Below are 14,478 nucleotides of genomic sequence, written 5' to 3'. Positions count from 1 at the left end.
ACGTCATGCAAAAGCAGGCCATTTTCCAGTCAAAGCTGTTGCCTTATGCGCTGGTTGCGCCGCAACTCGCGATCGTCCTGATCTTTTTCTACTGGCCGGCCGCGCAGGCGGTCATCCAATCCTTCCTGCTCCAGGACGCCTTTGGTCTGTCGACCAGCTTCGTCTGGTTCGAGAACTACCTCGACCTCTTCAAGGAGCCCGCCTATTTCGAGGCGATCGTCCGAACCTTCTTCTTCTCGTTCGCCATCGCCGTTTCGTCGCTGTCCTTCGCGCTGCTGCTCGCCGTGATGGCGGACAGGCCGCTGCGCGGCTCAACGCTCTACCGTACGCTCCTGATCTGGCCTTACGCCGTCGCCCCGCCCGTGGTCGGCGTACTCTGGATCTTCATGCTGCACCCCTCGCTCGGCGTGCTCTCGCGCTATCTTCGCGCTGGCGGCGTCGACTGGAATCCGCTGCTCGACGGCAACCAGGCCGCGCTGCTGATCATCCTCGCCGCCGCCTGGAAGCAGATCTCCTACAACTTCCTGTTTTTCCTCGCCGGCCTTCAGAGCATCCCGAAGAGCGTGATCGAGGCAGCGGCGATCGACGGCGCGCGCCCGATGCGGCGGTTCTGGACCGTGATCTTCCCGCTGCTGTCGCCGACCATCTTCTTCCTCCTGGTCGTCAACATCGTCTACGCCTTCTTCGACACGTTCGGCATCATCGACACCATGACCCGCGGCGGTCCCGGCACATCGACGGTAACGCTGGTCTACAAGGTCTATACCGACGGACTCCTGGGCGGAAATCTCGGCAGCTCCGCAGCGCAATCGGTCATCCTGATGGTCATCGTCATCGTGCTGACGGGAATCCAGTTCCGCTTCGTCGAACGCAAGGTGACCTACTGATGGTCGAGGAAGAGGGCTTTCGGCGCTATGTCGCCCACGTCATCCTCTGGATCGGGATCGCCATCGTCGCATTCCCGGTCTATCTCGCCTTCATCGCCTCCACCCAGGACAACGCGCTGATCGCGAACGGGCAGATGTCGCTCTTGCCGGGCGGACATTTCCTCGAGGTCTACTACCAGACCATCTTTATCGGCACGAGCGGCTCGACCCGCGAGCCGGTCGGCAACATGATGCTGAACTCGCTGGTGATGGCGCTGCTGATCGCGGTCGGCAAGATCGCGATCTCGATCATCTCGGCCTATGCGATCGTCTATTTCCGCTTTCCGTTCCGGATGCCGATCTTCTGGATCATCTTCATCACCTTGATGCTGCCGGTCGAGGTGCGCATCTATCCGACCTACAAGATCGTCGCCGATCTGCACATGCTCGACAGCTATGCCGGCCTGTCGCTGCCGCTGATCGCGTCGGCCACCGCGACGCTGCTGTTCCGACAGTTCTTCATGACCGTGCCGGACGAGCTGCTGGAAGCCTCGCGCATCGACGGCGCCGGTCCGTTCCGCTTCTTCTGGGATACACTGTTGCCCCTATCGCGCACCAACATGGCCGCACTGTTCGTGATCCTCTTCATCCTCGGCTGGAATCAGTATCTCTGGCCGCTTCTGATCACCACGCGCGACGACATGCAGACCATCCAGGTCGGCATCCGCAAGATGATCACCACCACCGACGCGCTCACCGAATGGCCGGTCGTGATGGCGACCGCCGTGCTGGCGATGCTGCCGCCGGTGTTCGTCGTCGTCGTCATGCAGAAATTGTTCGTGCGCGGACTCGTTGAGACCGAGAAGTGAGTTTTCATGGCTAACGTCACCCTGCGCAACGTCCGCAAGACCTATCCCGGCGGCTTCGAGGCGATCAAAGGCGTCGATGTCGATGTCGGCGACGGGCAGTTCTGCGTGCTGGTCGGTCCCTCCGGCTGCGGCAAGTCGACGCTGCTCCGCATGGTCGCGGGGCTCGAGACCGTCACCGGCGGCGAGATCGACATCGGCGGCCGCGTCGTCAACCAGGTCGAGCCCGCCGACCGCGACATCGCGATGGTGTTCCAGAACTACGCGCTCTATCCGCATATGAGCGTCTACAACAACATGGCCTACGGCCTGCGCAATCGCGGCATGGCTGAGGCCGAGATCAAGACCCGGGTCGAGGAAGCGGCGCGCATCCTCGAGCTGGCGCCGATGCTCGAGCGCAAGCCGCGGCAGCTCTCCGGCGGCCAGCGCCAGCGCGTCGCCATGGGCCGCGCCATCGTGCGCCAGCCAAAGGTGTTTCTGTTCGACGAGCCGCTGTCGAATCTCGACGCCAAGCTGCGCATCGCGATGCGGGTCGAGATCCGCAAATTGCAGCGCCGGCTGAACACGACCTCGATCTACGTCACCCACGACCAGCTCGAGGCGATGACGCTCGCCGACATCCTGGTGGTGATGAATGGCGGCCAGGTCGAGCAGATCGGCAACCCCCTGGCGATCTACGAAAAGCCGGCGACGACGTTCGTCGCCTCGTTCATCGGCGCGCCGCCGATGAACCTGATGTCGACGCAGCCGGACGAGATCAAGTCGCAGCTCGGCAGCAACGGCCGTGCGACCGAGGCCGGCATCCTCGGCATCCGCCCGGAGGATTTCGTCATCACCGATCAGACCCCCACAGGTGGCGTCGCGCTTCCGCTAGCGGTGGAGGCGATCGAGCGCGTCGGCGCCGAGACCTTCGTCTATGGCTCGCGTCAGCAGGACGAGGAGCGGGTTGCCGCCAATCCCGGCGAATTGCCGCCTGGAGATGTCATCGTCCGGGTTCCCGGAACCGAGGCCCCGGCGATCGGCCAGAAAATCCGCGTCGCCGCGGTGCGCGAAAAGCTGCATCTGTTCAGCGGCGACGGCCGGACGCGGATCGAGGTGTGAGGCTTTCCGTCAGGGGCGATTAAAAATATCGAAAACAACCCCATGCAAAGTAGCCGATGTGGCCTTCCACGGTCATTCCGGGGCGCCCGAAGGGCGAACCCGGAATCCACAGGTTACGGCGCGAGATTCCGGATTCGACGCTTCGCGCCACGCCGGAACGACGAATCCACCGACCCCGGCTAGGTGCTTGAACCCGCACGGGATATGACCATATTGTTGACCAAGGGGCGCCACTCCGGGCCCTGAAACGTCAAAGTCGCTTCGAGAGGACTTTGTAAACTATGTCTCGTGTTCCCACGCTTTCCAGCCCGTTCCTTCTGGGCTTCGACGAGATTGAGCGCGTGCTCGATCGCGTCGTCAAAGGCGCCGACGGTTACCCTCCCTACAATATCGAGAGGTGTGAACGATCCGACGGTGCGCCGGAACGCTTACGCATCACGTTGGCGGTCGCCGGCTTCACCCGCGACCAACTCGATGTAACCATTGAGGAAAACCAGCTCGTGATCCGCGGGCGGCAGCAGGACGACAAGACCCGGCAATACATCCATCGCGGCATCGCCGCGCGCCACTTCCAGCGCACCTTCGTGCTGGCGGAGGGGATGCTGGTGCTGGGTGCGGATCTGAAAAACGGGTTGTTGTCGATCGATCTTGCCCGGCCGGAACCGGAGAGGATCGTTAAGACAATCGCTATCAATGAACACGAATAATGGAACGAGTAGCGGACTCGACCGCTTAGTCTCCTGAAGGAGTCGAGACCATGAACGACGGTTACGTTGCGTACGAATACGAAGCCAAGAACGTCTCAACCGAAACGCTGGCGACGCTCGGCGAGGGCCATATCGCCTATGTGAAGCAGATCCGCTCCGAGGACGTGCCGGACCTGTTTCCTGAGGCACCGAAGATCGCGCCGGGCATCAAGCTCTTCGCACTCCACGCCGCTGACGGCACGCCGATCATGCTGACCGACAGCCGCGAGGCCGCGATCGCGAATGCCTGGAGCAACGAGTTGCAGGCGGTGAGCGTGCACTGACGCGACTCGCACGCGCATAGAGATTCAAACGGGCATGCCTTCACACGAAGGCGTGCCCGTTTTCGTTTCAGCAATTGGATGTGGGAATTCGCAGAAATCAGAGAGGGTGCGATGCCGCTCTACACCTATGTAGCGATCTACAAAGACATTAGTTACGTCACTCAGAGGAGGCGCAGCAACTTTCAAGGTTTCGGCGATCGGCTTGAGACACTTCCTCCCGAACTCAAAAAGAAAGCGGCCCAGAACATGTACGCCGGTTTTGAACCCATTCCAAATCGACATAATGTTTGGCGAAGGACGCAAACGATTGACGGCAATGAGCTTGTCGTGATTGCGGTCCAGACTGATAGTTAGATTTCCAAGGCGCGGTGGGCCTTAAGTAGAATCAGTTGGGCCGCGGGCTCGCTCAACCTCTCCCGCTTGCGGGAGAGGTCGACGCGCAAAGCGCGGCGGGTGAGGGCTCTCTCCACGTCGGGAGTGTCGCCAGCGGAGACACCCCCACCCCAGCCCTCCCCCGCAAGCGGGAGAGGGAGCACACCGTCTTCGCGGGAGCGATTGAACCTGGCGAATTACGCCGCAGTCGCGGGCGGCAGTGCCAGCACCGAATAGATCGCCTGGGCATCGCGCGAGGCGCGGAGCTTCTTGGCGATGTCCTGGTCGCGCAGCAGGCGGGCGATGCGTGCCAGCGCCTTGAGATGATCGGCGCCGGCGCCTTCGGGCGCGAGCAGCAGGAAGACGAGATCGACGGGCTGGCCGTCCATTGCCTCGAAATCGATCGGGCGATCGAGGCGCGCGAACAGGCCAAAAATCTTTTCCAGCTTGGGCAGCTTGCCGTGCGGAATGGCGACGCCGTAACCGACCGCGGTGGTGCCGAGCTTTTCCCGCTGCAGCAGCACTTCGAAGATCGCGCGCTCGTTCTGCCCCGTCAGCTCAGCAGCCTTGGCTGCGAGTTCCTGCAAGGCCTGCTTCTTGCTGTTGACCTTCAATGCCGGGAGAATCGCCTCGGGTGCGACCAGATCGGTAATCGGCATGGAGCTTTCCGAGGTGAATTAAACCGTCAGGTTCCGAATTGGCCAGCTTGGCGAGAACCGCGCTGGACCGTTGTCAAGAAGGTGAAGCAGGAGGCGGACTTAGCCCCGGTCCTGATGTGGGGCGCTTCTACTCCAACGCAATCCCGGTGCCAACTCCCGCGTTCGGCTTTGCCCCGTCAATTGTTAAGGGGCAGCGGGGGTACGTCCGGGGCATTAGGCTTTGCCGTCCGACTTACCTCCTGGCGGGTCGATCCAGCCCACATTGCCGTCCGCGCGGCGGTAAATGATGTTCACCCGGCCCGAGGAGCCGTGCTGGAATACCAAGCAGGGGGCCCCGCTCAGGTCGAGTTCCATGACCGCCTCGCTGACCGACAGCAGTTTCAGAGAGGTGGTCGCCTCTGCGATGATTACGGGGTTGTAGCCGGTCAGTTCGTCCTCGCCCTCCGTCGGCGCCTCCAGGACGTAGCTCGTCGCATCGAGCCCGGCGAATTGGGCGGAGGCTGCAGCGGCCTTGCGGGCCGACCGGTCCTTCAGCCGGCTCTTGTAGCGGCGCAGCCGCTTCTCGATCATCAGCAGCGCCTGGTCGGCGCTGGCATAGGCGTCCGGCGCGTTCGAATCGGCCTCGAGCGTAATTCCCGAATCAAGATGCAGCGCACAGTCGGTGCGGAAACCGAAGCCGTCCTTGCTCAGCGTGATGTGGCCGGAATAATTGCCGTCGAAATATTTGCGTAAGACCTCGTCGGTGCGGTCGGCAACGCGGCCGCGCAAGGCTTCGCCGACGCTGATGCTTTTTCCCGAAATCCGGAGAGTCATGTGATGCCTCGCTTGGTTGGTGCCCAGCTTGGATCTTTCCCGATGGGAGATTGAGAGTACCGCGATTTGGCGCCGACGCAATCAGGCCGGTTCGGTGTTGCGGGAGCGGTCGGACAATGCGGTGGAGAGGACGTTACCAAGAGCGCTCTGCTTGTCGCGACGGCGTTGCACCGAGGAAGGAATGCGCATGGCTTCGCGGTACTTCGCGACCGTGCGGCGGGCAATATCAATGCCCGAGGCTCGCAACCGTTCCACGATCGTGTCATCCGACAGGATCGCGGATGGCTCTTCTGCATCGATCAGTTGCTTGATGTGGTGACGGACGGCTTCGGCGGAATGCGCCTCGCCGCCGTCGGCCGAGGCAATCGAAGCCGTGAAGAAATATTTCAGCTCGAAAGTGCCGCGATTCGTCGCCATGTATTTGTTGGCAGTGACGCGCGACACCGTGGATTCATGCATCTGGATCGCGTCGGCGACCGCCTTGAGATTGAGCGGCCGCAGATGCGCTACGCCGCGGGTGAAGAAGCCGTCCTGCTGGCGCACGATCTCGGTCGCAACCTTCAGGATGGTGCGGGCGCGCTGATCGAGCGCGCGGACGAGCCAGGTCGCGTTCTGCAAGGCATCCGTGAAATACGACTTGTCGCCGTCCTTGCCGATTTTCTTCGATAACTCGGAATAGTAGGTCTGGTTCACCAGCACGCGCGGCAAGGTGTCGCTATTGAGCTCGACGTGCCAGCCGCCGTCGGGACCCGGACGGACATAGACGTCCGGCACCATGGTCTGCAGGCGCGACGAGCCGAACTTCATGCCGGGCTTGGGGTCGAGCCTGCGGATTTCGCCGATCATGTCGGCGATGTCTTCGTCATCGACGCCGCAGACCTTGCGAAGCCCCGCAATGTCGCGTTTGGCGAGGAGATCGAGATGCTCGACCAGTGCCTGCATCGCCGGGTCGTAGCGGTCGAGCTCGCGGAGCTGGATCGCGAGACATTCACTCAAATTGCGCGCGCAGACGCCGGGGGGATCGAATTTTTGCAGCACGGCGAGAACGTCCTCGACGTCCCGCTGCGATGCGCCAAGCCGCTCGGCAGCCTCGCCGAGATCCGGTGGCAGATATCCGGCTTCATCGACGAGGTCGATCAGGTATTGGCCGATCATGCGCTGCGCGGGCGCGGAGAAGGCCACCGCGAGCTGCTCGGCGAGATGGTCGGCGAGTGTCGTCTCCGCCGCCACGAAGGCCTCGAGGTTATAATCCTCGTCGCCGGAGGCGCCGCCACCCCACTCGGTATAGACGGTCGGCGCGGCATCCTGGGCGTTGCGCGCGGCGGCCTCGGCCGGCTCCTCGGAAAAGACGTTGTCCAGGCCGGTGTCGAGGGTCTGCTCGATCTCGGCGCGGGTGCCGAGATCGCGGCTCAGCCATTCCTCCTGGCCCGGCTCGAAGGCCTCGCCGGTGCCCGTTTCGTCACCATTGCTGCCGCCGGAATCGTCGGAATCGCTGAACTGGGCGGCCTCAGTCGGAGCCTCGCCCCCGGCCGGCTCGTCATTGGCCCGCTCCAGCAGCGGATTACGCTCAAGTTCTTCCTCGACGAAGGTCGTGAGATCGAGATTCGACAATTGCAGCAGCTTGATCGCCTGCATCAACTGCGGCGTCATCACCAGCGACTGCGATTGCCGGAACTCTAATCTCTGCGTCAGCGCCATGAAGCAAGAACCGTTCCCAAAAATTTGGTCCGATTTTTGCTTATCCTACTCCAAGCCCGATGTACACGCCTTGACGAATTGGAAAAACGGGCTAGAGGCGGAACTCCTCACCAAGGTAAAGGCGGCGGACGTCGGGGTCATTGACGATCTCGTCCGGACTGCCCTCGGTCAGTATTTCACCGGCATAGACGATGTAGGCGCGGTCGGTGAGGCCGAGCGTCTCGCGCACATTGTGATCGGTGATCAGCACGCCGATGCCGCGATTGGTGAGATGGCGAACGAGGTCCTGGATGTCACCGACCGCGATCGGATCGATGCCGGCGAAGGGCTCGTCGAGCAGCATGTAGTTCGGACGCGTCGCCAGCGCGCGCGCGATCTCGACGCGGCGCCGTTCGCCGCCGGACAGCGCGATCGACGGCGATTTGCGCAGGCGCGTGATGTTGAATTCGTCGAGCAGGGCGTCGAGCTGCGCCTCGCGCTTCTTGCGCGAGGGCTCGACCACTTCGAGCACGGCGCGGATGTTCTGCTCGACCGTGAGGCCGCGGAAGATCGAGGCTTCCTGCGGCAGATAGCCGATGCCGAGCCGCGCGCGCTGATACATCGGCAGCTTGGTGACGTCGTGGCCGTCGAGCTCGATCGCGCCGCGATCGGCCTTGATCAGACCGGTGATCATGTAGAACACCGTGGTCTTGCCGGCGCCGTTGGGGCCGAGCAGGCCGACCGCCTCGCCGCGGCGCACATAGATGCTGACGCCACGCACGACCTGGCGGCTGCCAAAGCTCTTTTCCACGCTATGCACAGCCAGGAAGCCCTGCCGCTTGAGGAGCTGGGGCCCGGCGGAACCGTTGCTCCTGGGGACCGGCTGAGCCGGTTGCGGACGCGGCCGCGGAGCTTCGGCGCGGAACTGGTCCGCGGCCTGGAGCGGCTGCTCGCGCGCGATCGGGGGCGCATCGCGCACGGGGCTGGTCATGAGACCACCGACGCCGTCACCGAGTGCGGTAATGTCGTGGCGGACATCCTGGCGCGCAAATCCTGGCCGGCCGCGTTTGGCGGGGCGCCGACGGAACATGCTGAGTAAATCGACCATCCCCGCCTTCTAGCCTTTCACGGTGATCCCGCGACCTGCCGTGCGGTTGCAATTCGCCCGCGCAGCATGAATGAAAGGATGTCTCCTGCCCAGGAGACATCCTCGTTAAGCGGATCCCGCTTCGAAAGCCCGTTGCGGTAGATACAGTCTTGTCCGGCCGGCTTCAACCTCGGATCGCCGATGCCCAATTTAAGCCATTGAATTTACATTTGGAATTTACTTTTGTTTACTTGCCCCCGGCAATTGCAGGGGCGGGGCGCCCCCGGGCTTGGACTGCCCGCCGCAATCATTTCCGCCACCCTGCGGCAGCAGGGCCTGCACCTTGCCGCTGTCGGATTCGACGCGGGACACGCCGGTGGTCATGTCGACCATCAGCCGGTCACCGCGCAGCACGTTCTTGCACTGCGTCAAGACCACGCCGCCGAGCATGGTGATGAGGTTGGTCCTGGTGTCGAAGATGGCGGTCTCGCCGGTCACCACCTGATCCTTCTGGGTGACCACGACATTGCCGCGCGCTTCCAGCCGCTTGATCGAGGAGCTGCCGCCCGGGCCCGGCGTCGCCGACTGCATCGGCGCCGACTTCGCGCCCTTCGCGGGCGTAGGCTGCGGCGTGGCCGCCTTGTCACCGCCCGACTCGTAGAACACCACCAGCGTCTTCGAGGTCATGGTGGTGTCGCCCTGCACGACCTTCACATTGCCGGCGAAGGTCGCCTCCTTCTTCTTGTCGCGCATCTCCAGCGAAGCGGCTTCGATCTGGATCGGCTGATCGCGGTTCTGCGAAAAGCCCTGCATCGCGTTGGGCACGCCCTGCATGGTGCTCTGTGCTTGCGCCGCGCCGATCAGCACAGCACAGGCGACAAGCGCGGCCGCGCCGACGATGGCGCTACGCTTGTCTTCGCCACGCGGAAAAAACTTGGCCATGACAATCATCTTGAAGTGGCAATCATCTTGAATTGGCAGACTTGTTCTGGGGCGCACGCGTCTTCGCTGGCGGCGGCGGCGGGGGCTCGGCGGGTGCGGGCGGAGCCGCGGCCGGCTCGTCCGTGCTCAGCTTGTCCAGGTGCATCACCACATTGCCCTCGAAGCGGATGACATCGCCGCCTTCCGTGATTCGCAGCCGGTCGGAGGTCAGCGTGCCGTTGGTGAGCTTGACGTCGACATGCTCATCCGAGGAGACCGTGCCCTTGCCCATGTCGACGAAGGCCGAGTTCAGCCGCGCCTCATAGCCGGTCGAAGTGCGCAGGAAGATGTCCTTGTGGAGGTCGAGCTGCTGCTGCTTGTTGTCGAACCTGCCGGTGCGGGCATCGAGGAACAGGGTCGATTGATCTTCCATCAGGACTTTCGAGCGCAAGTCCGAAAGATCGACATGATCGGGATCGGTGATGTCCTGCGTTGCGGTCTTGGCCCAGAGCTCATAGGGCCGCTGGTCCGGCGTGAAACCGGAAAGATGCGGCGATTCCATGGTGATCTTGGTGCCTGACACCACCATGTTTCCGGAATCGAGCGGCAGGTTCGGCATCAGCATGCGGAACGGGTTGAAGATCGACACCCCGATGATGGCCGCCAGGGACAGGAGCACCGCGCCCGGCACCGCGATGCGCAGAATCCGCACCAGCCGGCTGTGCCGCGCCGCGCTGGCAAACCGCGCCGCGAGCGCGGCGTCATAGGTTGGATTGTGGGCCGAGTTCACCACTGCTCCGGGACGTCGCTAGCCTTTTCCAGTCGAAGGCTCCTGATCGAGGACGCCCCATTGTACCCGCTACCTGCGGAGTATGCAGCCTGCGACAGGCGGTACGACTGTGTCCGAAACGGGGCGGCGGCCTTCCTTGGCAGCCGGTCGGGGCCTTTAGGAATGCGCAAAAATGTCCTCGGCCTCCCAGCCCTGGAGGTCGAGCCGGGCCCGCGTCGGCAGGAAGTCGAAGCAGGCCTGGGCCAGCGCCGTGCGGCCCTCCCGCACCAGCATGGCATCCAGCCGCTCGCGCAGCGCATGCAGATGCAGCACGTCGGAGGCGGCATAGGCGAGCTGCGGCTCAGTCAGGCTGTCGGAACCCCAGTCGCTGGATTGCTGCTGCTTGGAGAGGTCGACATTGAGCACCTCGCGCACGAGGTCCTTGAGGCCGTGGCGGTCCGTATAGGTGCGCGTCAGGCGGGAGGCGATCTTGGTGCAGTAGAGCGGCTGCGCCATCACGCCGAAGGCCTGGTACAGCACCGCGATGTCAAATCGCGCGTAATGGAATATCTTGGTGATGGCGGGATTGGCGAGCAGCGCCTTCAGGTTCGGCGCGTCGGTGTGGCCCTTCGGGATCTGCACCACGTCGGCGCTGCCGTCGCCGGGCGAGAGCTGCACCACGCAGAGCCGGTCGCGGTGCGGGTTCAGCCCCATGGTCTCGGTGTCGATCGCCACCGCTCCGGTGTAGCGGGACAGGTCGGGCAGATCACCGCGATGCAGGCGTACGGTCATGGCGTTTCAAAACCTCACTCGAATTGGCGCGTCGGCATAATAGGCTAATCGGATTGCCCGCGATGTATCCACTGGAGGCGGGCCGCGCAAGCGCCGGGTGCGCCTTGCAGGCTCGGTCAGATCGCCGCCAGCATGATGCAGATCATCGCCGCCACCGTGATGCGGCTGGCCGCATCCCGGAAGGTGTAGATGATGGGATCGTCGGGCATCTCGCGGCGATGCGCCATCATCAGGGCACGGCCGAACCAGTAGAGCAGCAGCGGGTTCAAGAGCCACAGCATCCAGGGGCGGCTGTACAGCGGCGTCACGGCCGATGACGACACGTAGAGCGAGAACACCGTCACCGCGTTCATGGCGCTCGCGGCCGCCATCGCGGCGATCACGTGCAGGTCGGTAATCCTGTAGTCGCGGTTGGAGGGGTCGGCGAGCCCTGCGCCCTGGCGCATGCTGAGCTCGCTGAAGCGCTTGATCAGCGCCAATGAGGTGAACACGAACAGCGAGAAGATCAGCAGCCATTCCGACAGCACGACGCCGACGCCGACGGCACCGGCGATGATGCGCAGCGTGTAGAGACCGGCGAGCGTCACGACATCGACCAGCATCTTGCGCTTGAGCACCAGCGAATAGGCGATGGTGGTGACGAGATAGGCGCCGAGCACGCCGAGGAAGACGGCGGAGATGCAGAGGCTGGCGGCGACCGCGAACAGCCACAGCGCCGGAATTGCGAGCAGAGCGGAGGAGATCGGCAAGTCACCGGCCGCGAGCGCGCGATGGCGCTTGGTCGGGTGCTGCCGGTCGGCCGCGAGATCGAGCAGATCGTTCATCAGATAGGCGCCCGACGCGCAGGCCGAAAACGCCAGAAACGCCAGCAGCGCATAGCCGAGCGTCGCGAGGTGCATCTGGTGCGCGGTGATGGCGGGCACGAACACCAGCGTGTTCTTGGCGTATTGGTAGACGCGGAGCGCCTTCGCCCAAATCTTCAGGCTGGAAGTCTTCAGACTGGATGTCTTCGGGCTGGCCGGACGGCTACCGCTGCGGTCGCTGATCCGCTCGATCGAGCCACGGTCGAACGGCAGGGCATCGCCCGTGACGAGCGCGGCCGGCGCAACGACGCCATCGAAGCCGAGATGCGAGGCGATTCCCGCAGCATGATGAGCAAAGCGGCCAGCTACGAGATAGATCTTCTCGCCCCGCGCCCGCGCCGCCAGCGCCTGGCTCAGGACATCGGCGTCGTAGGGCAGATGGGCGTAGTCGACCTCGGCCTGGGCCAGCACATCCTCAAGCGCCGCCCGGCTCAGCGAGCCCTTCGCGCGCAGGCGGGCGAACGCGCCACCGACATCGGCGAAGAACGCCTCGAAGGCGAGCTGCGAGCGCAGCAGGGCGCCTTCGAGATCAATGACGAGCGTGCCCGCCAGCGCCGGGGTCGCCGACGGCTCGAGCGTGCCAGAATCGTACTGCCAGACAGGCTGCTCCATCCGAAAACGCTCTATTGACCGCGGCATGACCGGCCCTTGGCCGGGGAGCAGGGAAATGGACGGCCAAAACCCTAGGGGATCATTCGCTAAGGGCAGCTTAATTCGGGTGGAGAAGGGGGACGGCCGCCGCGGGATGCCCAGGTCCAATCGGTGCAAAATCGCTGCGAATTCGGATCGAATCGCCGGGATATCCGGCCGGGCGGTCACGCTCCCGGTCAGGCAAGCGCGCGGCGCCCAATCGAGGTTGGCGAGAGGAGACGGACGGTTCTTTGGAAGTCAGGCTGTTGCATGGATCCCACAATCCGGCACGAGCTCCATATTCCAGCGGAACTTGGGTCATGCGCCCGTGGAAATCGTCCCGTGCCATCCTATCTGCGAGTTTCTCGCGCTCCCTTGCCCCCGTTCACCGCGAATTAAGTGTCATGACCGAACAGACGCTCGCTGCGCCTATCGACGATCAACAGGAACGCCAACGCGGCTTTTCGCGCTACCAGTCGCTCCTCATCGCGTTGCTCGCGTTCACACAGTTCACGATCATTCTCGATTTCATCATCATGTCGCCGCTCGGCGCCATCCTGATGCCCTCGCTCAACATCACGGCCGCGCAATTCGGCGTCGCGGTTTCGGCCTACGCGTTCAGCGCGGGACTTTCGGGTATCCTGGCCGCCGGCTTTGCCGATCGCTTCGATCGCAAGCGCCTGCTGTTGTTCTTCTATGTCGGCTTCACGCTCGGAACCATGCTCTGCGCCGCAGCGCAGAACTACCATGTCCTGCTGCTCGGCAGGATCGTGACCGGATTGTTCGGCGGCGTGATCGGCTCAGTCGTACTTGCCATCATCACCGACCTGTTCCCGTTGCATCTGCGCGGCCGCGTGATGGGATTCGTCCAGACGGCGTTCGCCGCGAGCCAGGTGCTCGGCATTCCGGCCGGGCTGTTTCTCGCCAATCACTGGAGCTGGCATTTCTGCTTCGTTGCGATCGTCGGCCTGTCGATCGTCGCGATCGCAATCATCGCGCTGGCGATGGAGCCGGTCGACGCGCATCTGCGGCTCAAGCAGGACAAGAACCCCTTCCACCACCTGATAGCGACCGTCGGACAGCCGCGCTATACGCTGGCCTTCGCTGTCACGACTTTGCTGGCGACCGGCGGGTTCATGCTGATGCCCTTCTCCAGCGCCTTCACCGTGCATAATCTCGGCATCGACATCCTGCACCTGCCGACGATCTATCTCGTCTCCGGCCTGTTCAGCATCGTCACGGGGCCGCTGGTCGGCAGAGCGAGCGATGCGTTCGGCAAATATCCGACCTTTGTCTTTGGCAGCGTGGTGTCGGTGATCATGGTGCTGATCTATACCCATCTCGGCCGCGTCTCGCTCGCGACGGCGATCCTCGTCAACGTCCTGATGTTCGTCGGCATCTTCTCACGTATGATCCCGTCGCAGGCCCTGATGTCGGCAATCCCCGATCCCAGTCAGCGCGGCTCGTTCAGCGCGGTCAGCGCGTCACTGCAGCAGCTCTCCGGCGGGCTCGGTTCGGTGCTCGCCGCCGCGATCATCGCGCAAGACCCGGATGGTTCGCTGATCCATTTCGACCGGCTCGGATACATCGTCGTAGCGACGTCGATCGTCTCGCTGGTCGCGATGTACTTTGTGCAGAAATCGGTCGCGAATCGGGCCGGCAGGCGGGTCGTCTGACGGCAAGCGGGCCGATTTGGCGCAATAGGGGGCCGTCGCGAGAGCGATGGATGGATCGCCGCCTGCTACCTCCACTGATCGGAAGCAGCCCCATTTTGCATCCAAATTCCGCAAAGTGGTGCCAAGGACTGGATCGCCACCGCCCAGAACGCCTGCATTTGCTGGGATTTTCAGCCGTCCGGTAGGGTCTTGTGTACCGGCGTCGTGTACCGTTTTCAACCCTCCGAGCACTGACAGGGCACCAGAGTGCCGGCCGCCCGGCCCTCGGCTGGGCTTTCTTTGGGTCCGATGGGATTTCAACGGCACTTGAGCGATCTCCTTAAGTAGTCCGAAGCGACGCCTCACCTACAGGTTGT

Annotated in this window: 15 protein-coding genes; 7 read left to right on the top strand and 8 right to left on the bottom strand. The window is 63.4% G+C overall.

Features of this window, described 5'->3' with window-relative positions; translation table 11 throughout:
• Nucleotides 1-5: 5 nt before the first annotated feature.
• The 6 genes from ugpA to AYJ54_RS20215 all read left to right on the top strand — a co-directional run bounded on the left by ugpA (nucleotide 6) and on the right by AYJ54_RS20215 (nucleotide 4,217).
• On the top strand, nucleotides 6-887 hold the full coding sequence (gene ugpA / locus AYJ54_RS20240; RefSeq protein WP_063701540.1) for a sn-glycerol-3-phosphate ABC transporter permease UgpA: 882 nt from the start codon (nucleotides 6-8) through the stop codon (nucleotides 885-887).
• Nucleotides 887-1,735 carry a sn-glycerol-3-phosphate ABC transporter permease UgpE gene (gene ugpE / locus AYJ54_RS20235; protein WP_063701538.1) on the top strand — a complete coding sequence of 283 codons (849 nt, stop codon included), beginning with the start codon at nucleotides 887-889 and terminating at the stop codon, nucleotides 1,733-1,735. Before ugpA ends, ugpE begins: the two co-directional genes overlap by 1 nt.
• Nucleotides 1,736-1,741: 6 nt before the next feature.
• The gene (locus AYJ54_RS20230) at nucleotides 1,742-2,833 is read left to right on the top strand and encodes a sn-glycerol-3-phosphate import ATP-binding protein UgpC (protein WP_063701536.1); all 1,092 of its coding nucleotides are present in this window, start codon (nucleotides 1,742-1,744) and stop codon (nucleotides 2,831-2,833) included.
• A gap of 281 nt (nucleotides 2,834-3,114) precedes the next feature.
• Nucleotides 3,115-3,540, top strand: a complete 426-nt coding sequence (locus AYJ54_RS20225; protein WP_063701534.1) for an Hsp20 family protein — start codon at nucleotides 3,115-3,117, stop codon at nucleotides 3,538-3,540.
• A gap of 50 nt (nucleotides 3,541-3,590) precedes the next feature.
• Nucleotides 3,591-3,863: a BQ00720 family protein gene (locus AYJ54_RS20220; RefSeq protein ID WP_063701533.1), complete on the top strand. Its 273-nt coding sequence runs from the start codon at nucleotides 3,591-3,593 to the stop codon at nucleotides 3,861-3,863.
• Nucleotides 3,864-3,974: 111 nt separating this feature from the next.
• Nucleotides 3,975-4,217: a hypothetical protein gene (locus AYJ54_RS20215; protein WP_063701771.1), complete on the top strand. Its 243-nt coding sequence runs from the start codon at nucleotides 3,975-3,977 to the stop codon at nucleotides 4,215-4,217.
• A 215-nt stretch (nucleotides 4,218-4,432) separates the two neighbouring features.
• On the opposite strand, the gene ptsN is transcribed toward AYJ54_RS20215, so the two are convergent.
• From ptsN to AYJ54_RS20170, 8 genes are all read right to left on the bottom strand, one after another.
• Nucleotides 4,433-4,894 (bottom strand): PTS IIA-like nitrogen regulatory protein PtsN, encoded by a 462-nt coding sequence (gene ptsN / locus AYJ54_RS20205; protein ID WP_063701529.1) that lies wholly within the window; start codon nucleotides 4,892-4,894, stop codon nucleotides 4,433-4,435.
• Between the two features lie 213 nt (nucleotides 4,895-5,107).
• Nucleotides 5,108-5,707 carry a ribosome hibernation-promoting factor, HPF/YfiA family gene (gene hpf / locus AYJ54_RS20200; RefSeq protein ID WP_063701527.1) on the bottom strand — a complete coding sequence of 200 codons (600 nt, stop codon included), beginning with the start codon at nucleotides 5,705-5,707 and terminating at the stop codon, nucleotides 5,108-5,110.
• Nucleotides 5,708-5,788: 81 nt separating this feature from the next.
• On the bottom strand, nucleotides 5,789-7,405 hold the full coding sequence (gene rpoN, locus AYJ54_RS20195) for an RNA polymerase factor sigma-54 (RefSeq protein WP_063701525.1): 1,617 nt from the start codon (nucleotides 7,403-7,405) through the stop codon (nucleotides 5,789-5,791).
• A 91-nt stretch (nucleotides 7,406-7,496) separates the two neighbouring features.
• Nucleotides 7,497-8,492, bottom strand: coding sequence for an LPS export ABC transporter ATP-binding protein (gene lptB / locus AYJ54_RS20190; protein WP_063701523.1), 996 nt, complete (start codon nucleotides 8,490-8,492; stop codon nucleotides 7,497-7,499).
• A 216-nt stretch (nucleotides 8,493-8,708) separates the two neighbouring features.
• On the bottom strand, nucleotides 8,709-9,413 hold the full coding sequence (locus AYJ54_RS20185; RefSeq protein ID WP_063701769.1) for an LptA/OstA family protein: 705 nt from the start codon (nucleotides 9,411-9,413) through the stop codon (nucleotides 8,709-8,711).
• Nucleotides 9,414-9,435: 22 nt separating this feature from the next.
• On the bottom strand, nucleotides 9,436-10,182 hold the full coding sequence (gene lptC, locus AYJ54_RS20180; RefSeq protein ID WP_063701768.1) for an LPS export ABC transporter periplasmic protein LptC: 747 nt from the start codon (nucleotides 10,180-10,182) through the stop codon (nucleotides 9,436-9,438).
• Between the two features lie 156 nt (nucleotides 10,183-10,338).
• Nucleotides 10,339-10,953: a ribonuclease D gene (locus tag AYJ54_RS20175; protein WP_063701521.1), complete on the bottom strand. Its 615-nt coding sequence runs from the start codon at nucleotides 10,951-10,953 to the stop codon at nucleotides 10,339-10,341.
• 116 nt (nucleotides 10,954-11,069) lie between these two features.
• Nucleotides 11,070-12,428, bottom strand: a complete 1,359-nt coding sequence (locus AYJ54_RS20170) for a UbiA family prenyltransferase (RefSeq protein WP_082905758.1) — start codon at nucleotides 12,426-12,428, stop codon at nucleotides 11,070-11,072.
• 422 nt (nucleotides 12,429-12,850) lie between these two features.
• Between AYJ54_RS20170 and AYJ54_RS20165 the strand changes: the two genes are divergently transcribed.
• Nucleotides 12,851-14,122: an MFS transporter gene (locus tag AYJ54_RS20165; protein WP_063701519.1), complete on the top strand. Its 1,272-nt coding sequence runs from the start codon at nucleotides 12,851-12,853 to the stop codon at nucleotides 14,120-14,122.
• Nucleotides 14,123-14,478 lie beyond the last annotated feature (356 nt).

Origin of the sequence: Bradyrhizobium centrolobii, from assembly GCF_001641635.1 — a bacterium.
Classification (GTDB): Bacteria; Pseudomonadota; Alphaproteobacteria; order Rhizobiales; family Xanthobacteraceae; genus Bradyrhizobium; species Bradyrhizobium centrolobii.
Note: the sequence above shows the minus strand (reverse complement) of the source record. Positions and strands in the feature narration are given on the sequence as shown.